The 19,376-nt window shown below is 74.5% G+C and carries 18 protein-coding genes; 5 read left to right on the top strand and 13 right to left on the bottom strand.

The window, feature by feature from the left end; all coding sequences use genetic code 11:
- The 4 genes from NF338_RS19535 to NF338_RS19520 form a co-directional block, all read right to left on the bottom strand.
- A partial coding sequence (locus tag NF338_RS19535) for a hypothetical protein (protein ID WP_264032275.1) occupies nt 1-197 on the bottom strand: 197 nt, incomplete at its 3' end.
- Nucleotides 198-261: 64 nt separating this feature from the next.
- On the bottom strand, nt 262-1,608 hold the full coding sequence (locus NF338_RS19530) for an MFS transporter (RefSeq protein WP_264032274.1): 1,347 nt from the start codon (nt 1,606-1,608) through the stop codon (nt 262-264).
- A gap of 119 nt (nt 1,609-1,727) precedes the next feature.
- The gene (locus NF338_RS19525) at nt 1,728-2,453 is read right to left on the bottom strand and encodes a helix-turn-helix transcriptional regulator (RefSeq protein WP_264032273.1); all 726 of its coding nucleotides are present in this window, start codon (nt 2,451-2,453) and stop codon (nt 1,728-1,730) included.
- A 91-nt stretch (nt 2,454-2,544) separates the two neighbouring features.
- Nucleotides 2,545-3,084 carry an NUDIX hydrolase gene (locus tag NF338_RS19520; protein ID WP_264032284.1) on the bottom strand — a complete coding sequence of 180 codons (540 nt, stop codon included), beginning with the start codon at nt 3,082-3,084 and terminating at the stop codon, nt 2,545-2,547.
- Nucleotides 3,085-3,231: 147 nt separating this feature from the next.
- On the opposite strand from NF338_RS19520, the gene NF338_RS19515 reads away from it, so the two are divergent.
- Nucleotides 3,232-4,434: an MFS transporter gene (locus NF338_RS19515; RefSeq protein WP_412847311.1), complete on the top strand. Its 1,203-nt coding sequence runs from the start codon at nt 3,232-3,234 to the stop codon at nt 4,432-4,434.
- A 58-nt stretch (nt 4,435-4,492) separates the two neighbouring features.
- The gene (locus tag NF338_RS19510) at nt 4,493-5,803 is read left to right on the top strand and encodes an MFS transporter (protein ID WP_412847300.1); all 1,311 of its coding nucleotides are present in this window, start codon (nt 4,493-4,495) and stop codon (nt 5,801-5,803) included.
- A 350-nt stretch (nt 5,804-6,153) separates the two neighbouring features.
- Here NF338_RS19510 and NF338_RS19505 read toward each other — a convergent pair whose 3' ends face one another.
- The 8 genes from NF338_RS19505 to NF338_RS19470 all read right to left on the bottom strand — a co-directional run bounded on the left by NF338_RS19505 (nt 6,154) and on the right by NF338_RS19470 (nt 14,878).
- A complete protein-coding gene (locus tag NF338_RS19505) occupies nt 6,154-7,929 on the bottom strand; it encodes an acetyl/propionyl/methylcrotonyl-CoA carboxylase subunit alpha (protein WP_412847309.1) in 1,776 nt (591 codons plus the stop codon).
- A gap of 220 nt (nt 7,930-8,149) precedes the next feature.
- Nucleotides 8,150-8,809: a Maf family protein gene (locus NF338_RS19500; RefSeq protein WP_264032270.1), complete on the bottom strand. Its 660-nt coding sequence runs from the start codon at nt 8,807-8,809 to the stop codon at nt 8,150-8,152.
- 61 nt (nt 8,810-8,870) lie between these two features.
- Nucleotides 8,871-9,791 (bottom strand): AEC family transporter, encoded by a 921-nt coding sequence (locus NF338_RS19495; RefSeq protein ID WP_264032269.1) that lies wholly within the window; start codon nt 9,789-9,791, stop codon nt 8,871-8,873.
- 80 nt (nt 9,792-9,871) lie between these two features.
- The gene (locus tag NF338_RS19490; RefSeq protein WP_412847297.1) at nt 9,872-11,617 is read right to left on the bottom strand and encodes a DUF885 domain-containing protein; all 1,746 of its coding nucleotides are present in this window, start codon (nt 11,615-11,617) and stop codon (nt 9,872-9,874) included.
- A gap of 10 nt (nt 11,618-11,627) precedes the next feature.
- Nucleotides 11,628-12,410: a hypothetical protein gene (locus NF338_RS19485; RefSeq protein ID WP_264032267.1), complete on the bottom strand. Its 783-nt coding sequence runs from the start codon at nt 12,408-12,410 to the stop codon at nt 11,628-11,630.
- Nucleotides 12,407-12,667, bottom strand: coding sequence for an acyl-CoA carboxylase epsilon subunit (locus NF338_RS19480; protein ID WP_087471591.1), 261 nt, complete (start codon nt 12,665-12,667; stop codon nt 12,407-12,409). Before NF338_RS19480 ends, NF338_RS19485 begins: the two co-directional genes overlap by 4 nt.
- Entirely contained in the window at nt 12,664-13,182 is a 519-nt protein-coding gene (locus NF338_RS19475) for a hypothetical protein (protein ID WP_087471592.1), read from the bottom strand. Before NF338_RS19475 ends, NF338_RS19480 begins: the two co-directional genes overlap by 4 nt.
- A gap of 52 nt (nt 13,183-13,234) precedes the next feature.
- On the bottom strand, nt 13,235-14,878 hold the full coding sequence (locus NF338_RS19470) for an acyl-CoA carboxylase subunit beta (RefSeq protein ID WP_412847295.1): 1,644 nt from the start codon (nt 14,876-14,878) through the stop codon (nt 13,235-13,237).
- 177 nt (nt 14,879-15,055) lie between these two features.
- Here NF338_RS19470 and NF338_RS19465 point away from each other — a divergent pair, with 177 nt between their 5' ends.
- Nucleotides 15,056-15,970, top strand: a complete 915-nt coding sequence (locus NF338_RS19465) for a biotin--[acetyl-CoA-carboxylase] ligase (RefSeq protein WP_264032266.1) — start codon at nt 15,056-15,058, stop codon at nt 15,968-15,970.
- Nucleotides 15,971-16,078: 108 nt separating this feature from the next.
- Nucleotides 16,079-17,167, top strand: a complete 1,089-nt coding sequence (locus NF338_RS19460; protein ID WP_374059014.1) for an adenylate/guanylate cyclase domain-containing protein — start codon at nt 16,079-16,081, stop codon at nt 17,165-17,167.
- A 24-nt stretch (nt 17,168-17,191) separates the two neighbouring features.
- On the opposite strand, the gene NF338_RS19455 is transcribed toward NF338_RS19460, so the two are convergent.
- Nucleotides 17,192-17,959 (bottom strand): SOS response-associated peptidase, encoded by a 768-nt coding sequence (locus NF338_RS19455; RefSeq protein ID WP_264032265.1) that lies wholly within the window; start codon nt 17,957-17,959, stop codon nt 17,192-17,194.
- Nucleotides 17,960-18,101: 142 nt separating this feature from the next.
- On the opposite strand from NF338_RS19455, the gene NF338_RS19450 reads away from it, so the two are divergent.
- The gene (locus NF338_RS19450; RefSeq protein ID WP_087472869.1) at nt 18,102-19,337 is read left to right on the top strand and encodes a multidrug effflux MFS transporter; all 1,236 of its coding nucleotides are present in this window, start codon (nt 18,102-18,104) and stop codon (nt 19,335-19,337) included.
- Nucleotides 19,338-19,376 lie beyond the last annotated feature (39 nt).

The following is a 19,376-nucleotide window of genomic DNA, read 5'->3' as shown; positions in this document are numbered from 1 at the left end:
GTGCAGTTCACGCCGTGGGTGGAGCGCACGACCTTGTCGTGGGACCAGCGGTCGCGGTAGAACACGTCGCCCTGGCGTCCGCCGGTCAGGAACACCTGGCGCAGGTCGTCGGACACCTTCCCCCGCCGCAGGCGGCTGCCCAGGCGCAGCAGGGCGTCGGCGGGGTCACGGGGGGTGCGCTCGTCGAGTGGGGGCACGACAGCTCCTCGGGTTCTCTGGAGCGGGGACGGCGGACACGTCGCCGGACGTCCCCGGTCGGGGTCAGGAGGGGTTCGGGGCGCCCGGCCGGGCGTAGTAGTGCCACGTGAGCCACGTGCAGAGCGCGAAGAACACGGCGCAGCCGACGAAGAACGACCGCGCGGGGACGAGCGACAGGCCGATGCCCACGAGGAACGGGCCGAACGCGGCGATCGAGGCGGTCCAGCCGATCACCCCGCCCGCCTGGCGGCGCGGGAAGATCATCGGCATCTGCTTGAAGGTCCCCGCGTTGCCGATCCCGGCGAACGTGAACACCGCGAGCATCCCCGCGAGGAACCAGCCGAACTGCCCGACGTCGTGCGGGTCGAGGAAGAACAGCGAGAACACGGTCGAGACCGTCATGCCGATCCCGGCCACGAGGGTCCAGATCGCGCCGCCGAACCGGTCGCACAGCGGCCCGAACCCGGCGCGGGCGGCCGAGCCGAGCAGCGGGCCGAGGAACGCGTAGCGCAGCGGGTCGGGCGCGTTCTCGAACCCGCCGTACTGCGCGACGATGAGCAGCCCGAGCTGCGCCGCGAACCCGCTGAACGCTCCGAAGGTCATGAGGTAGATCGCCGTCATGATCCACGTGTGCTTGTTCCCGAAGATGTCGAGCTGCTCGCGGAAGTTCGCGCTCACCGGGACGCGGCGCAGGTAGAGGCCCGCGAGCACCGCGCCGAGCACGGTCCACGGCACGAGCACGAGGCCCGCGTTGTGCAGCCACAGGTGGCTGCCCGACGCCGTCTGCTGCGGTGTGAGGACCGCCGTGCCCAGGAGGCCGAAGCCGACGACCCACGGCGTGAGGAACTGGATGAGGCTCACGCCGAAGTTGCCGATCCCGGCCTGCAGCCCCAGCGCCGTCCCCGCCATGCGCTTGGGGAAGAAGTAGCTCGTGGAGGGCATGAAGCCGGAGAACGCGCCGCCGCCGATCCCCGCCGCGACCGCGAGCAGCAGCAGCATCGAGTACGGCGTGCTCGCGTCGCGGACCGCGAACGCCCAGCCGAGCATCGGCAGGAGGACGAGCGTCGCCGTGCCGCCCACGAGCGTGCGGGTGCCGACGACGGGCGGCAGGAACATGTAGACCATGCGGAACAGTCCGCCGGCCAGGCCCGGGACGGCCGTGAGCCAGTAGAGCTGCGCCGTCGTGAGGTCGAAGCCGACGTCGTTGAGCCGGGGCGCGACCGCGCTCACGAGGTACCACGCGCAGAACGCGAGCGTGAGGTTGTAGGTCGTGATCCACAGCGTGCGCCACGCGAACCGGCGGTCCCAGCGGGACTCGTCCTCGGGGTCCCACGTCGACAGGTCCACGCTCGACGGCGTGCGCACCGCCCGCAGCAGCGAGGGGGTCCTGGTGGTGGCAGGGGCGGTCATGTCGTCCTCCCGTCGTCGCAGGTCACGACCACCGTCGTCGTGACGCCGGGTCCGTACCCGGTGCGCCGTCAGCATGACCCGACGGCCGGGAGCCGCGGCGGGCCGCGGACCGTGAAAAATCAGCTCGCGCGCGCGAGCTGCAGCACGCAGTGGTGCGGCTCGACGAAGGGCAGCAGCGCCTCCGCGCGGACGGGCCCGCCGACCCCCGCGAGGACGCCCTGGACGAGGCCGAGGTGGACGGCGCAGACCACGTCCTCGCGCTCGGCGGCGAGCGCGAGGAACGGGCACCGGTAGAGGTGGAACCGCAGCCGGTCCTCCTCGAGCTCGGGGTCGAGCCCGAGCTGGTGCAGGTGGTCGTCGAGCGCGGCGAGCTGGTTCTCCGGCGTGGGCTCGGGCGCGTCCCGCCCCGAGGAGCGGAGCACGTCCACCAGCCGTCGCCCGGCCGCGCGCGCGGTCCCGGTGAGATCCTCGGCCCCGGGCGCAGGGTCGTGCGCAGCATCCTGGGCGGCGTCGTCGTGCCCGAGCACCGCACGGGTCAGCGCGGCCCGGACGAGCGACTCGCCGAGGCGCCGCGCCGCACCGTCGTCCCGCGGCGGGTCCTCGCCCGCGATGGCCTCGTAGAGGATGCGCGGGCGTCCGCGCGTCGTGCGGACCTCGGGGGCGCTGCGCACGAACCCCGCGTCCGCGAGGCGCTGGAGGTGCTCGCGCGTCGCGCTCGGGCACAGCGACGCCTCGCGGGACAGGTCGGCGACCGTCATCGGGCCGCGCTCCTGGAGGGCGTGGAGCAGCGTCAGCCTGCTCGACGACGCGAGCGCGCGGTACGTGGTCGACGTGTCCTCGGGCACGACGCCATCGTGCCCCGGCCCGGCGCCGCCCGACCGGTCCCGGGGCGCGTCCGACGCCGATCGGTGACGAAGGTCCTGCGGGCGTGGGCCGTCAGGCCTCGGGGGTGTCCCGGTCGAGCGTCGCGCGCAGGCCCGGCCAGGCGTCCGCGAAAGCGGGCAGCAGGTCGAGCGTCGCGACGTCGTCCACCGGGACCCAGCGCACCTCGACGCTCTCGGCGTCAGTCGCGCGCGGGTCGACCGCCGTGCCGTCCGCGACCTCCGCGAGGACCGTCGTGTAGCGCCACGGACCGTGGTCGAGCACGCGCTCGCCCACGACGCGCACGTGCGACGGCTCGATCCCCGCCTCTTCCTGCGCCTCGCGCAGCGCGCCCTGGGTGGGCGTCTCGTCCGGCCCGACGGCGCCGCCCGGCACCCCCCACGTGCCGCCCTGGTCGGACCATGGTGCGCGGTGCTGGAGCACGACGTCGGTCAGCCGACCCGCGCCGTCGCGACGCCCGAGCAGGAGCCCGGCAGCCCCGAACAGACCCCAGTGCCGACGGCCGCACTCGCACTCCACCCAGCCGTCGCCCGGCTGGAGGTGGCGGGGGAGCCGTGGGGCCGGCTCGCCGGGGTCGCGGGGCGCGGTCGGGATGGTCACGGGGCCATGCTGCCAGGCCGTGGCCACGCCCGGCACCGCACCGCACGCAGGCGTCCGGAAAAGGTTGCTCGGGCAGACGGCGTGGCGGCGTACGCTTCTCCGCTTGTGAGCAAGATCGGGGAGGTCGTCGCGCCGCGACGCATGGGCACCAGCTTCCGCTGGCTGCTGTCGTCGTCGTGGACCAGCAACGTCGGCGACGGCATCGCCCTGGCGGCGGGCCCCCTGCTCGTGGCGTCCCAGACCGACTCCGCCTTCCTCGTCGCGCTCGCCGCCCTGCTGCAGCGGCTGCCCTGGCTGCTGTTCGGGCTGTGGGCCGGGGCGCTGGCCGACCGCCTCGACCGGCGCGTCGTCGTCATGGTCGCGAACGCGCTGCGGGCGGTCGTCGTCGTGGCTCTCTGCGCACTCATCGCGACCGGGCACGTGAGCATCGGCGTCGTGCTCGCCGTGATGTTCCTGTACGGCGTCGCCGAGGTGTTCGCGGACTCCGCGTCCCAGACCCTGCTCCCGATGCTCGTCGAGCCGCGCGACCTCGGCACGGGCAACGCGCGGCTCCAGGCCGGGTTCCTCACCGCCAACCAGCTGCTCGGGCCGCCGGTGGGTGCGTTCCTCTTCGCGCTCGGGATGGTCTGGCCGTTCGTCGCCCAGGTCGTGTGCGTCGCGCTCGCCGTCGTGCTGGTGGGACGGATCGCGACCACGCCGGGCGGTGTGCGCGAGACGCAGACTCACGTGCGCCAGGACATCGCCGAGGGCGTGCGCTGGATCCTCGGGAACGCCCCGGTGCGGACGCTCGCGCTCGTCATCCTCGCCTTCAACGTGACGTGGGCCGCGCCGTGGGGCGTGCTCGTGAAGTACGCGCTCGACCACCTCGACATGGGCGAGGTCGGCTTCGGGCTGCTCACGACCGCGTCGGCCGTCGGCGGCGTGATCGGCATCGCGTCGTTCGGGTGGCTCGAGCGGCACGTGCGCCTGTCGACCCTCATGCGCGTGTGCCTCTCGCTCGAGGTCCTCATGCACCTCGCGCTCGCGCTCACCACGACGGGCTGGGTCGCGCTCGCGATCATGGTCGTCTTCGGCGCGTACGCGTTCGTGTGGGGCACCGTGTCCAACACGATCCGCCAGCGCGCCGTCCCGACGGAGTTCCAGGGCCGCGTCGGCTCGGTCTACATGGTCTGCGTGTTCGGCGGCAGCGTCGTCGGGCAGGCGCTGGGCGGCGTCCTCGCCCAGGCGTGGGGGATCACCGCGCCGTTCTGGTTCGCGTTCGTCGGCGCGGGCATCACGCTCGCGCTCGTGTGGCGCCAGCTCGGGCACATCGCCCACGTCGGCGAGGTCGCGACGGACGGCTGACCGTCCGCCGTCGGCGAATTCCGTGGACCGTGTGGGTGGCGGCCGTCAGGATGTCCGGGTGAGCCATACGCCGTACGAGAACACCGACGCCCCCACCGCCGACCTCTCCGACGGCGCGGAGAACGACACTCCCGTCGACGACACGCTCGCCCTGCCGCGCTGGCGTCGGGACACCGCGGTCTTCCTCTCCGGGCAGACGGTCTCCCTGTTCGGGTCGATGCTCGTGCAGTACGCCGTCATGTGGCACCTGACGATCGAGACGAAGTCCGGGGCGGTGCTCGCGCTGAGCACGCTCTTCGGGTTCCTGCCGCAGGCCGTCGTCTCGATCTTCGGCGGCGTGTGGGCCGACCGCGTGAACCGCAAGGCGCTCGTCATCGCCGCGGACGGCACGATCGCCGTGACGACGCTCGCCCTCGCGCTGCTCATGCTCGGCGGTGCGGACGATCTCTGGCTCATCTACGCCGCGCTCGCGATCCGCTCCACGGGCGCCGGCATCCAGACCCCCGCCGTCGCGGCGCTGCTCCCGCAGATCGTCCCGACGAGCAAGCTGCTGCGCGTCAACGGGATCAACCAGTCGATCCAGTCGGCGATGATGCTGCTCGCCCCAGCCGTCGCCGCGGCGGTCTACGCCAGCACGTCCATCGTCTCCGTCTTCTTCGTCGACGTCGTCACCGCCGTGATCGGGATCGGCCTCCTCCTGCTCGTCCCCGTCCCGACGCTCGCGCACGCCGCCGCAGGGGAGCGCGCCGGGTACTTCGACGACCTGGTCGAGGGCTTCCGCTACCTCGGTACCCACCCGTTCGTGCGCTGGGTCCTCGGCCTCTACGCCGTCGTCTTCCTGCTCATCGTCGCGCCGTCGTACCTCACCCCGCTCATGGTCGCGCGGACCTTCGGCGAGGAGGTCTGGAAGCTCACCGTGAACGAGGTCGCGTTCTCCGTCGGCATGCTGCTCGGCGGCGTGCTCCTCGCGACCTGGGGAGGGCTCAAGAACCGCATCGCCATGATCGTCGGCTCGACGTTCGTCTTCGGCGTGCTGTCCGTCGCCATGGGTCTCTCCACGAACATGTGGGTCTTCTTCGTCTTCATGTTCCTGCTCGGCCTGTCCGTCCCGCCGTTCTCGACGACGTCCATGACCGTCCTCCAGGAGACCGTCGAGCCCGAGCGCCAGGGCCGCGTCTTCGGGTTCGTCGGCATCGTCATGGCCGTCTCGATGCCGCTCGGCATGGTCGTGTTCGGCCCGCTCGCCGACCGCTTCTCCGTGGAGTCGCTCCTCGTCGTCTCCGGGATCCTCATGTTCCTCGTCATCACCGTCGCCGTCGCCCTCCCGTCGGGCCGCCGCGCGATCCGCGCCGCGGCCCAGCACGGCTAGCACTCGCCTCGTCGCGGTCGGGGTCGGGTCTACGGCCCGCAGGGTCGGGTCCGCGGCGGGGTCGGACCGTGTGCTCGGACTGGCGCACCGTCACCCTGGTCTGTCTGGCGGGAGTTCTGGGAGTGGGGCTGCACGACGTGGGCCGAAGCCGGGCCGGGGTGGGTGGAGTGTGAAGGGCGTCAGAGCCGCGCTCCTAGAAGTGCCACCCGACAGGCCAAGGTGACGGCGCGGCAGCCCGAACGCGCCATCCACCCCGGCCACCCAACCCGACCACGCGGGTCGTGAACCCGGCCCAGCCCGGCGCCTCGACCACGCGGGTCGTGCACCGAGTTCGACGGTGACGCGGTGGGTCAGTCGACGATCTCGCAGATGGCGGTGCCGGAGCTGACGCTCGCGCCCGCGGTGGCGGAGAGCGAGCGGACCGTGCCGGCGCGGTGGGCGAGGAGCGGCTGCTCCATCTTCATGGCCTCGAGCACGACGACGAGGTCGCCCTCGGCGACCTGGGTGCCGTCGGCGACGGCGACCTTGACGATCGTGCCCTGCATGGGGGAGGCGAGCGTCGTGCCGGAGGCGCCGCCGTTGGCCTTCGCGGCGCTGCGCCGCGCGGGCCGACGGGCGGCGTTGGCGGTGCGGGCGCGGCCCGCGGCCATGCCGAGGCCGGCGGGGAGGACGACCTCCAGGCGCTTGCCGCCCACCTCGACGACGACGCGCTCGGTCGCGAGGGGCTCGTCGTCCTCGTCGGCGGGGGCGGCCGGGGCGGGCGCGAGCGCGGCGAGCTGGTCGGCGAACTCGGTCTCGATCCAGCGGGTGTGCACGCGGAACGGCTCGTCGTCCGTGGGGACGAACGCCTCGGCGTCGAGCACGGCGCGGTGGAACGGCACGACGGTCGGGATGCCCTCGACCTCGAGCTCGCGCAGCGCGCGGCGGGCCCGCTGGACGGCCTGCTCGCGCGTGGCGCCCGTGACGATGACCTTGGCGATCATCGAGTCGAACGCGCCGGAGATCGTGTCGCCCTCGACGACGCCGGAGTCGACGCGCACGCCGGGCCCGGACGGGAAGCGCAGGCGCGTGATGCGGCCGGGGGCGGGGAGGAAGTTCGCGGCGGGGTCCTCGCCGTTGATGCGGAACTCGATCGAGTGGCCACGCACCTGCGTCGACGTGTAGCCGAGCGGCTCGCCCGCGGCGATGCGGAGCTGCTCGCGGACGAGGTCGATGCCGGTGACCTCCTCGGACACGGGGTGCTCGACCTGGAGGCGCGTGTTGACCTCGAGGAAGGAGATGGTCCCGTCGGCGCCGACGAGGAACTCGCACGTGCCCGCGCCGACGTACCCGGCCTCGCGCAGGATCGCCTCGGACGCCTTGTACAGCTCGGCCTCCTGGGCGGCGCTGAGGTACGGCGCCGGCGCCTCCTCGACGAGCTTCTGGTGGCGGCGCTGCAGGGAGCAGTCGCGCGTGGACACGACGACGACAGTGCCGTGCTCGTCCGCGAGGCACTGGGTCTCGACGTGGCGGGGCGTGTCGAGGTAGCGCTCGACGAAGCACTCGCCGCGACCGAACGCGGCGGTGGCCTCGCGGACCGCGGACTCGTAGAGCTCGTCGATCTCGTCAGCGGTGCGCGCGACCTTGAGGCCGCGACCGCCGCCGCCGAAGGCCGCCTTGATCGCGATCGGCAGGCCGTGCTCGGCGGCGAAGGCGTGCACCTCGCTCGCGTCGGCGACGGGGTCGGGGGTGCCGGGCACGAGGGGGGCACCCGCGCGGTGCGCGATGTGGCGTGCGCTCACCTTGTCGCCGAGCGCGTCGATCGCCGCCGGCGGGGGGCCGATCCAGACGAGGCCGGCGTCGAGCACGGCCTGGGCGAACTCGGCGTTCTCCGCGAGGAAGCCGTACCCGGGGTGCACGGCGTCGGCACCGGAGCGGCGCGCGACGTCGAGCAGCTTCGCGATGTCGAGGTAGGTCTCGGCCGCCCGCGCGCCACCGAGCGCGAACGCCTCGTCGGCGAGGTGCACGTGCAGGGCCTGCCGGTCGGGGTCGGCGTAGACCGCGACGGACGCGATGCCGGCGTCGGCGCAGGCACGGACGATCCGGACGGCGATCTCGCCACGGTTGGCGACGAGGACCTTGCTCAGGGGGCGGGTGGGGTTCGCGGGCACGGCTCACGGTAACGCGTGCGCGGGGCGCCGTTCACGCTCCCGGGCCGGGTGCCGGACAAGATTGGAGAACAAACCAAGGCGAGCGGAGGGCGGTTGGAGGAAACCTCCATAGCGGCGCACCCCTGGGCGTCGCCCGGCGCGTGGGGTTGTCCGGCACCCACAAGGAGCGGCGACGGCGGGCGGCGGCCGTGCCGGGTCAGGACCGCAGCTCGTGCCACGCGACCCCGGCGTCGCGCAGCAGCGAGCGCAGCAGCGGGAGACTGATCCCGACGACGCCGTGGTGGTCGCCCTCGATGCGCTCGACGTAGGGCCCGCCGAGGCCGTCGACGGTGAACGCGCCCGCGACGTGCAGCGGCTCGCCGGTCGCGACGTACGCGTCGATCTCGGCGTCGGTGAGGTCGGCGAAGTGCACGGTCGTCGAGCTCGTCGCGCCCGCCGTCGTCCCGGTCCCGCCGGCGTCGGCGGGGCGGAGGTCGACGAGCCAGTGCCCGGTGTGCAGGACGCCGGCCCGGCCGCGCATCGCCCGCCAGCGCGCGCGGGCGTCGTCGGCGTCGGCGGGCTTGCCGAGCACCTCGCCGTCGAGCTCGAGCATCGAGTCGCACCCGACGAGGAGCGCGGGGTCGTCGATCGCCGCGCCGGTCCCGTCGTCGGCGAGCGTGCGCACGATCTCCTCGGCCTTGGCGCGGGCGAGGACGAGCACCGCGTCCGCGGGGGCGAGACCGCCGCGCTCCGCGGCGGCCGCCTGCAGGACCGCGTCCTCGTCGACCCCCGAGACGCGCACGAGGGGTTCGACGCCGGCCGCGCGGAGCGTCGCGAGGCGGGCGGGGGAGCGGGAGGCGAGCACGAGTCGGAGCACCCGCGCAGACTACCCGCCGGTCACCGGCGCGACCGGCCGTGCCGGCCGCTCGACGATGCCGCTAGGCGACCAGGAGCGCCGCGACGAGCAGCACGACGGGCGAGCCGAGCGTCGTGACGAGGATCGTGTCGCGCGCGAGGATCTCGCCCCGCCCGAACCGCGCCGCGTAGTTGTAGACGTTCTGGGCCGTGGGCAGCGCGGCGAGCGTGACGGCGGAGGCGACCGCGGCGTCGTCGAGCCCGAAGACGAGCCGGGCGACGACGAACGCCACGAGGGGCATGACGAGGAGCTTCGCCACGCTCGCCACTCCCACGGCCGCGCGCGGCTCGCCGCGGCGCAGCGGCCGCGTGCCGTGCAGCGACATGCCGAACGCGAGCAGGATCATGGGGATGGCGGCCCCACCGAGGATCTCGAGCGGCGCCATGACCGCGACGGGCGGGGTCCAGCCGGTCAACGAGACGACGGCGCCCGCGAAGGACCCGAGGATGATCGGGTTGCGCACGGGCTGCGCGAGCACGAACCGCCAGGACAGTCGCCCGCTCGTCGTCGCGTCGAGGACGAGCAGCGCGACCGGTGCGAGGACGAGGAGCTGGAGCAGGATCACCGGCACGACGGCGGTCGCGTCGCCCAGCACGTACACGGCGACCGGCAGGCCGATGTTGTTCGCGTTCACGTACCCGGAGCCGACGGCCCCGATGGTCGCCTCGGGCGCGGGGAGCCGGAGCCACAGCCGGTCGACGAGCACGAACACGCCCGCCGTCACGACGGCCGCCGCCGCCGCGACCGCGAGCGGCGCCTGGACGAGCGCGCCGACGTCGGCCCGCGCGAGCACGGTGAACAGCAGCGCGGGGCTCGCGACGAAGAACCCGACGCGGTTGAGCGCCGTCCTGGCGTCGGGGCCGCCGATGCCGAGGCGCGCGGTGACGTAGCCGGCGGCGACGACCACGGCGATGATGGCGAAGCCGGTGAGGACGGCGCCCACGGATCAGGTCCCCGGGGTGGGACCGACGCCGGTCGGCCCGGGCCGGCGCGAGGCCGACCCGGGCCGTGCCGACGACCGGGTCACGACGAGAGCGCGTCGCGCAGCACGTCCAGGCCGACCGAGCCGAGGTTCAGCGCGCGCGCGTGGAACGCCTTGGCGTCGAACGACTCGCCGCGGGCCGTGGCCGCGGCGCGCGCGTCGTCGCGCGTGGCCTCCCACAGGCGCTGCCCGACCTTGTACGACGGCGCCTGGCCCGGCCACCCGAGGTAGCGGTCGAGCTCGAAGCGCACGAACGAGTCGGGCATGTTGACGTTGGCGCGCAGGAACGTGAGCGCCTTGTCGGCGTCCCAGGTCCCGCCGCCCCACTGCTCGGGCGCGGGCAGGCCGAGGTGCACGCCGATGTCGAGCACGACGCGCGCCGCGCGCATGCGCTGCGCGTCGAGCATGCCCAGGCGGTCGCCGTCGTCGTCGAGGAACCCGAGGTCCGCCATGAGGCGCTCCGCGTACAGCGCCCAGCCCTCGCCGTGGCCCGAGACCCAGCACGCGAGCCGGCGCCACGTGTTGAGCGTCGCGCGCGCGTACACGGCCTGGCCGCACTGCAGGTGGTGGCCCGGGACGCCCTCGTGGTAGACCGTCGTCTTCTCGCGCCACGTGTTGAACTCCGTGACGTCCGACGGCACCGACCACCACATGCGGCCAGGACGGGAGAAGTCGTCGCTCGGCGGCGTGTAGTAGATCCCGCCCGTCTGGGTCGGCGCGATCATGCACTCGAGGTCGAGCACCGGCGTCGGGACGTCGAAGTGGACGCCGTTCAGCGCGGTGATCGCGGCGTCCGACGTCTCCTGCATCCACGACTTCAGGGCGTCGGTCCCGTGCAGCGTGCGGGCCGGGTCGGCGTCGAGCGCGGCGACGGCGTCCTCGACGCTCGCGCCCGGACCGGCGATGCGGCGCGCGATCTCCTCCTGCTCGGCGACGACGCGCGCGAGCTCCTCGAGCCCCCACGCGTACGTCTCGTCGAGGTCGACCTGCGCCCCGAGGAACGTGCGCGAGAAGAGCCCGTAGCGCTCGCGGCCCACGGCGTCCTGCTCGCGGGCCTGCGGGGCGAGCGTCGTCTCGAGGAAGTCCGCGAGGCGGCCGTAGGCCTCGCGCGCCGCGGCGGCACCGTGCTCGAGCTCCTTGCGCACGAGCGAGCACGCCGAGGAGTCGTCGAGCACGGCGTTCGCCTCGGGGCCGGCGACGAACGTCGTGAAGAACGAGCCCTTCGCGTCCGCGAGCTCGCGCGACTGCTGCACACCGATCCGCACCTGGCGGATCGCGGCGACGTTGCCGCGCGAGGCCGCCTCCGTGAGCGACGCCATGTACCCGTCGATCGCGGTGGGCAGGGAGTTGAGGCGCGAGGCGATGTTCTCCCACGCCTCGACCGTGCCGGTCGGCATGATGTCGAAGACGTCGCGCAGCTCCTGCACCGGCGACGCGATGTTGTTGAGGCTCGCGAGCGGCTCGCCCGCCTCGTGCAGCTCGAGCTGGAGGCCGACGCGCTCGCGCATCGCGGCCAGGGTGACGCGGTCGACGTCGTCGACCGGCTCCAGGCCCTCGAGCTCGCGCAGCACCGCGCGGTCGGCGTCGGCCCGCGCGTCGTGCCCGGCGGGCGAGAGGTCGGAGACGAGGTGGTCGTAGCCGGACAGGCCCATCGCGGTCGCGGCGATCGGGTCGAGCTCGGCGATCCGCGTGACGTAGGCCTCGGCGACGGCGTCGATCGGCGTGGGTGTGCGGTCGGGGGTCCCGGCGGATGCGCCGGCGGGTGTGGTGGTGGTGGTGTCGCTCACCCGGTCGAGACTACTCGGCGCCCGGTCGCGGGTCTGCCGGATTCCCGGGCGTCTCGCCCCGGTCGTCCCCGGCCGGGTCCGTGTCCGGGTCCTCGGGGCGAGCCTCGTCGGACCGAGCCCGCAGCGCGGCCCCGAGGTCGTCCGCCCAGGCGCGGTGGTAGCGCACCAGGACCACCCCCGTGGCGTCCGTGTCGTCCGCGGCGTGCCAGACGGCGACCGGGTCACCCGGGCGGGGTCCGACCGTACCGTCGGGCACGACGACGCGCGCCGGGCGTGCGGTCCTCGCACCGGAGGCGGTGGTCACGACCAGCGTCGCCCGCAGGACCGCGCGCCGGGTCGCCCGGGCGCTCGCCGCCGTGACGTCCGCGGTGCCCTCCGCCGTGCCCGTCGCCGAGTCCTCGGCGCCGACGCCCGGGAGCAGGAGCGTCCCGGTCGCCCGGACCGGCGCCGCGAGCAGCGCGTCCCGCCCGCGCGCGAGGCCCGCCACGACGCGATCGTCCAGGTAGCGCACGAGCGCGAGCAGCGCGGTGACGAGCAGCCCGACGGTCCCCACGACCACGACGGCGTCCGGCACGGCCCAGCCGCGCCCGGTGGCGAGGCGCTGGTACACGAGCAGCGCGACGGTCGGCACGAACGCCACGGCCCAGCCCCACCGCCGCCAGCCCGGGACCGGCTCCACCGGCGGGAGCGCCGTGGGGCCCGCCTCGACCTCGTCCGCGGAGGCGGACAGCTCGACGAGCACGGCCTGCTCGGGCAGGCGGCGCACGCGCGGCGCCGCGCTCGGCGCGGTCACGACCGCAGGCTCCAGCGCCACGAGTCGGCGTTGTGCCGGCCGGCGCGGCCGCCGAAGCTCTTCGCGGTCGCGCCGTCCCCGGTCCCGCGCAGCCCGCGCGCCCGGTTGGTCCACTCGTCGACGGGCGCGACGTCGTCCGGCAGCCCGCCCGCGGCGGCGGCCGCGGCGAGACCGGCGACGAGCGCGGCGACCTCCAGCTCGTCCGGCGCCCCGCGCACGACGCGGACGCTCGGGGCGTCGGGGCGCGGCGAGCTCACTCGTCGTCCTCGTCGTGGTCGTGGTCGTCGTCCGCCCCGCGCCCCACGCCCCACTCGGGGACGGCGTAGCCCGCCTCGACGAGCCGCTCGCGGGCCTCGTGGCCCCACCGGTCCAGGAGCCCGACGACGTCGTCGAGGTCCGGCCCGCCGGGGTGCGTCATGACGACGTAGTCGAGGGTGAAGGTGTCGTCCTGCACGTCCGCCGGGGAGGCGTCCTCGTCGACCTCCTCGTCGGCGCCCGGGTCCCACACCGACGTCGTGAGGTCGGCGTGGATGCCGAGCGTGCCGTGCAGCTCGTCGAACAGCCGGGCGTTGAGCGCGCCGATGCGGCCCTCGAGCGCGAGGACGCGCGGGTCCTCGTCCGCCTCGGACGCCCCGAACTCGGCCCGTACCCCGACGGCCGTCTCGACGTACTCGTGCAGCGCCGCCGTGAGCGCGTCGACCGCGGCGTGCAGCGGCGCCGGGTCCACCGACCCGAGCGGGACGGGTCCGTGCGTGGCGTCGTCGTGGCTCATTCCTGGTTCTCCCTCGCGAGGTTCGTCGGGTGCTCGTGCTCGCTCGTGGTCATCACAGCGGGATGTTGCCGTGCTTCTTGGGCGGCAGGGTCGCGCGCTTGGTGCGCAGCGCGCGCAGCGCGCGCACGACCTGCAGGCGTGTCTCGGACGGACGGATGACCGCGTCCACGTACCCGCGCTCGGCGGCGTCCCACGGGTTGACGATCGCGTCCTCGTACTCGGCGACGAGCCGGGCGCGCTCCGCCTCGACGTCGTCGCCCGCGTCGGCCGCGCGCTTGAGCGCCGCCCGCTGGAGGATGTTCACCGCGCCGCCTGCGCCCATGACGGCGACCTGCGCCGTCGGCCACGCGAGGTTGACGTCGGCGCCGAGCTGCTTGGACCCCATGACGATGTACGCCCCGCCGTACGCCTTGCGCGTGATGACGGTGACGAGCGGGACCGTGGCCTCGGCGTAGGCGTAGATGAGCTTCGCGCCGCGCCGGATGATGCCCTGGTGCTCCTGGTCGACGCCCGGGAGGAAGCCGGGGACGTCCACGAGCGTGAGCACGGGGATGTTGAAGGCGTCGCACGTGCGCACGAACCGGGCGGCCTTCTCCGCGGCGTCGATGTCGAGCGTGCCCGCCATCGCCAGCGGCTGGTTCGCGACGACGCCGACCGACTGACCCTCGACGTGCCCGAACCCGACGAGCACGTTCTTCGCGAACAGCGGCTGCACCTCGAGGAACGCGCCCTCGTCGAGCACGTGCTCGATCACGGTGCGCATGTCGTACGGCTGCGAGTCCGAGTCGGGCACGAGCGCGTCGAGCTCGAGGTCCTCCTCCGTGACGTCGAGCTCGACGTCGTCGGGCGGGAACGACGGCGCGTCCGAGAGGTTGTTCTGCGGCAGGTAGGACACGAGGTGGCGCACGTAGTCGATCGCGTCGTCCTCGTCCGCGCCGAGGTAGTGCGCGACGCCGGACTTCTCGTTGTGCGTCAGGCCGCCGCCGAGCTCCTCGAAGCCCACGTCCTCACCCGTCACCGCGCGGATCACGTCCGGTCCGGTGATGAACATGTTCGACGTCTTGTCGGCCATGACGATGAAGTCGGTCAGGGCGGGGGAGTACACCGCGCCACCGGCGCTCGGGCCGAGGATGAGAGAGATCTGCGGGATCACGCCCGACGACGCGACGTTGCGGCGGAAGATCTCCGCGAACTGCGTGAGCGCCGCGACGCCCTCCTGGATGCGGGCGCCGCCGCCGTCGGAGATGCCGATGAGCGGCACGCCCGTGCGCAGCGCGAGGTCCTGCACCTTGGTGATCTTCTGGCCGTGGACCTCGCCGAGGCTCCCGCCGAACACCGTGAAGTCCTGGGAGTACACGCACACCTGGCGGCCGTCGATCGTGCCGTGCCCGACGACGACGCCGTCGCCCGCCAGGCGCTTCTTCTCGAGCCCGAAGTTGTGCGAGCGGTGCTTCGCGAACGCGTCGAGCTCGACGAAGCTGCCCTCGTCGAGCAGCGCCTCGACGCGCTCGCGCGCCGTCTTCTTGCCGCGCGCGTGCTGCTTGGTCCGCGCCGCCTCCTCGGGCAGCTCGGTCGCCTCGGCGCGGCGACGGTCGAGGTCGGCGAGCTTGGCCGCGGTGCCCACGAGGTGGGGCGCGTCGGGCGATGTCGGGGGTGCCTCGGGCGTCGCGGGCGAGGTGGTCGCAGAGTCCGTCACGGACCCGAGCCTAGTTGGCGGGTGGCGCCAACTCGATGCGGGCGACGCCAGCACGCCGGGGGCGGGTCTTGGTGGGTGTCGACAAACCTGCCGCGGGCACCCGGGGGCGCGCCCACGGCCGCCCGCTCGCCCGCCCACCCTCGTGCCGGGTCGTCCCCGTGCGGGAGGATGGCGGGCATGGCGAGCGCGCGCGACGACGAGACCCGGCCCGACGGCGACGAGCGGCCCCCGCTGCGGGCGGAGTTCTTGCGGGAGCTGCTCGTGGCGCCCGCGGGGCCGCTCGCCCGGCTCGAGGTCGTGGCCGAGTCCGCCTCGACGAACGCCGAGCTCGCGCGCGCCGTCGCTGACGACCCGGGGGCGTGGCCCGCGCCCGCGCTCCTCGTCGCCGAGCACCAGCCCGGCGGGCGCGGCCGGCTGGGCCGCTCGTGGACGACGCCACCCCGCGCCGCGCTCCTCGGCTCGCTCCTCCTGCGCCCCGAGGTACCGCGCGAGGCGCTGAGCTGGCTCCCGCTCCTCGCCGGGCTCGCGACTGCCCGAGCGCTGCGCGCGACCGCCGGGGTCGACGCCGTCGTCAAGTGGCCGAACGACGTCCTCGTGCCAGACCAGGGCGCCGCGCCGGGGTCGCTGGACGTCGCGTCGCCGGGGGCCGGCGACCAGGCGCCGCTGCGCAAGGTCGCCGGCATCCTCGCGGAGGTGCTGCCCGACGGCGGCGTCGTCGTCGGCGTCGGGCTCAACGTCTCGCAGGAGCGCGACGAGCTGCCCGTCCCCACGGCCACGTCGCTCGCCCTCGCGGGCGCCGCGACGACCGACCGCGAGGTCGTGCTCGTCGCCCTCCACGAGGCGTTCGGCGAGGTCCTCGTGCGCTGGCAGGACGCCGAGGGAGACGCGCACGCCGCCGGGCTCGACGCCGACTGCGCGCAGGTCAGCGCCACGCTCGGCACGCGCGTGCGCGTCGAGCGCGTCGCGGGCGACGACGTCGTCGGGCTCGCGACCGGGCTCGCGCCCGACGGCGGCCTCGTGGTGCGCGAGGACGACGGGACGACGAGCGTCCACCACAGCGGCGACGTCCACCACCTGCGCCCGCACGGCTGACGTCCTGCGTCCCAGATCGGCAGGCCGGGACGCCGTCGGCGGTCACGACCGCCGATCTCGCGCGCGACCGCCGACCTCGCCGACCTGGGCGAGGAATAGGATCGCCGGGTGCCCGTGGACCCTGAGCAGAACGAGCCCGTCCCCACCACCCTGACCCCGAACGGCGGGGAGGGCGGCGAGCCGGCCCCGGACACCGAGGCGACCGAGGCGGTGCTCGACGAGGCGCTGCTGGGCGGCCCTCGCACCCTCACCGTCGAGCGGCTCGCGGAGCGCGCCGGCGTCGGCGAGGACCGGGTGCGCGCCTACTGGCAGGCGCTGGGCCTGCCCCTCACCGAGGGCGAGGAGCACGCGTTCACCGAGAAGGACGCGCAGGCGCTCGCGGACGTGTTCGCGTTCGCCGCGACGGAGCGGCTCGACGAGCGCGCGCTGACGACCCTCATCCGGTCCACCGGGCACACCACCGAGCGGCTCGTGCTCTGGCAGGTGGAGGCGCTCGTCGAGCACATGACGCGCCGGTTCGACCTCGACGACACGAGCGCGCGCCTCCTCGTCCTCGACCGGCTGCCGGAGCTCGCGCCGGTCCTCGAGGAGCAGCTCCTGCACGCGTGGCGCCGCCAGCTCGCCGCGGTCGCCGGACGGTTCGCGGTCGAGTTCTCCGACGCGCGGGCCACGGCGGTCGACGAGCACGAGCTCCCGCTGCCGCGGGCCGTCGGGTTCGCGGACATCGTCTCCTTCACGCAGCGCACGCGCGGGCTCGGGTCGAGCGAGCTCGCCGAGTTCGTCCAGCTCTTCGAGACGAGCGCGCGCGACGTCATCACCGCCGCGGGCGGGCGGGTCGTCAAGACGATCGGCGACGCGGTGCTCTACGTCGCCGACGACGTCGCCACCGGTGCCCGCGTCGCGCTCGGCCTCGCAGAGGCCGGCGGGCGGGAGGAGGACGTCGACGTCCCGCCCGTGCGCGTGAGCCTCGTGTGGGGCCGGGTGCTCTCGCGGTTCGGCGACGTGTTCGGGCCGAGCGTCAACCTCGCCGCCCGCCTCGTGGACATCGCCGAGCCGACGACGGTCCTCGTCGACCGGGAGACCGCGGGACTGCTCGCGGGCGACCAGCGCTTCGCGCTCACGGCGCAGCCCGAGACCGAGGTGCAGGGGCTCGGCACGATCGAGCCCGTGCGACTCCAGTGGGCCTATCGGGGCTGACGGCCGGCCGGCCGTGCGACCGGGTCAGACGGCCTCGAGCAGGCCGGGACCGTCGTTCGTCACGGAGTTGACCAGGGTCGAGATCTCGCGCGCGACCATCGGGACGTCGTCGTGCGGGCCGCCGAGCCCCAGCAGGTCGGCCGCGCCGCGGGCGTCGACCGCCGGGTCGAGCCACGCGTCCCACGCGCCGGAGGGCAGGGCCAGCGGCATGCGGTCGTGGATCTCGGCGAGGTACGGCGCCGCGTCCGTCGTGATGATCGTCGTCGAGACGAGCCAGCGGTCGGGGTCGTCGTCGGCCTTGGACCGGTCGCGCCAGAACTCGTAGAGCCCGGCGAACGCGGCGCTCTCGCCGTCGCCCGGCGCGATCCAGTACGGCTGCTTGGGGGCCTTGCCCCTGCGCGCGGGCGCACCCGCGGACCCTGCCGGCGACGCGGCGTCGGGCAGGACGCGCCACTCGTAGTACCCGTCCGCGGGGACGAGGCAGCGGCGGACGCCGAACGGCTTGGCGAACGCCGGCTTGTCGAGGATCGACTCCGCGCGCGCGTTGATCATGCGCGCGCCGCCCTTCGGGTCCTTGGACCACGACGGCACGAGTCCCCAGCGTGCCAGGCGCAGCGACCGGCGGACCTCCCCGGTGTCCTTCGCCGCGCGCTCGACGACGATCCGCACCGGGTCGGTGGGCGCGAGGTTCCACGACGGCGGCAGCAGCCGCGCGTCGTCGGCGATGTCCGCGATCGCGAACTCGTCCGCGAGGTCTTGCGCGTCCCGGAAGGAGGCATAGCGTCCGCACATGCCCCCAGCCTGCCGCACGCCACCCACACGCGGGGAGCGGGTGCCGTGAGGGTCTGCGGTGCCGTGGGCGGGCTGCGGCAGGAGAGGAGACTCACTCCCGCGCGGGCGGGTGCGACCCGATCGAATCGATACGATGGACGCCATGCCCTCTTCCTCGGTCGACCCCGCCGTGCCCCGACCGAGATCGAACGCCCGCTGGGTGCTGCTCCTCGGCGCGCTCGCCACGCTCCCCGCGCTCACGGTCGACATGTACCTCCCGCTGCTGCCCGAGGTGGGCGCCGAGCTCGGCGCTCCCGACTCGCTCGCGCAGCTCACGCTCTCCGGGATGCTGCTCGGCGGCGCGGTCGGCCAGCTCGTCATCGGCCCGCTGTCGGACCGCTACGGCCGGCGCCTGCCCGTCCTCGTCGGGCTCTCGCTGCACGTCGTCACGTCGCTCCTCTGCGCGCTCGCGCCCAACATCGGCATCCTCATCGGGCTGCGGGTGCTGCAGGGGTTCTTCAACGCGTCCGCCTCCGTCGTCGCGATCGCCGCGATCCGCGACCGCTTCACCGGGTCGGACGCCGCCCGCATCCTGTCGCGCCTCATGCTCGTCATCGGGCTCGCCCCGCTCCTGGCGCCGTCGATCGGGTCGTTCATCGGGGCCCACGCCTCGTGGCGCGCGGTGTTCTGGGTCCTGGCGCTCGGCGGCATCGCGCTCGGCGCGATCGTGCTGTTCTGGATGCCGGAGTCCCTGCCCGTCGAGCGCCGGCGCCCCGCCGGTGCGCGCACCGTCCTGCGCGGCTACGCGAGCCTCCTGCGCGACCGCCACTTCGTCGCCCTCGCCGTCCTGCCCGGCCTCGGGCAGGCCGTCCTCATGAGCTACGTCGTCGGGTCGCCGTTCGTCCTCCAGGAGGGTTACGGCCTCAGCCACGGGCAGTTCGCGCTCCTCTTCGCCGTCAACGGCATCGGCCTCGTCCTGTCCGCGCAGGCCAACGCCGCGCTCGTGCGCCGCGTCGCGCCCGTGCGCCTGCTCCGGACCGCGCTCGTCGTGCAGGGCGTGTTCGCCGTCGGGCTGCTGGTCGTCGCCGTGACCGGCGCGGGCGGGATCGTCGGCATCGTCGCCGCCCTGTTCCTCGTCCTGTCGATGCAGGGCATGATCCCGGCGAACGCCTCCGCGCTCGCCCTCACCCGGCACGGCGAGATCGCGGGCACCGCCGCAGCCGTCATCGGGGCGTTCCAGTCCGGCGTCGCCGGGCTCGTGAGCCCGCTCGTCGGCGTGCTCGGGGGCGACGCCGTCGCGATGGCCACCGTCATGCTCGGTGCGGTCGTCGCATCGCTGCTCGTGCTCGCCCTCGCCACGCCCGCGTTCCGTCGCGGCGGCTGGCACACGCCGGTCTGACGGGCCACGCCGACGGCGCGGCACGCGCTCGTCGACGAC

The sequence above is a fragment of the Cellulosimicrobium sp. SH8 genome (assembly GCF_025818875.1).
Lineage (GTDB): Bacteria > Actinomycetota > Actinomycetes > Actinomycetales > Cellulomonadaceae > Cellulosimicrobium > Cellulosimicrobium cellulans_D.
This window is presented reverse-complemented; position numbering and strand designations above follow the sequence as displayed.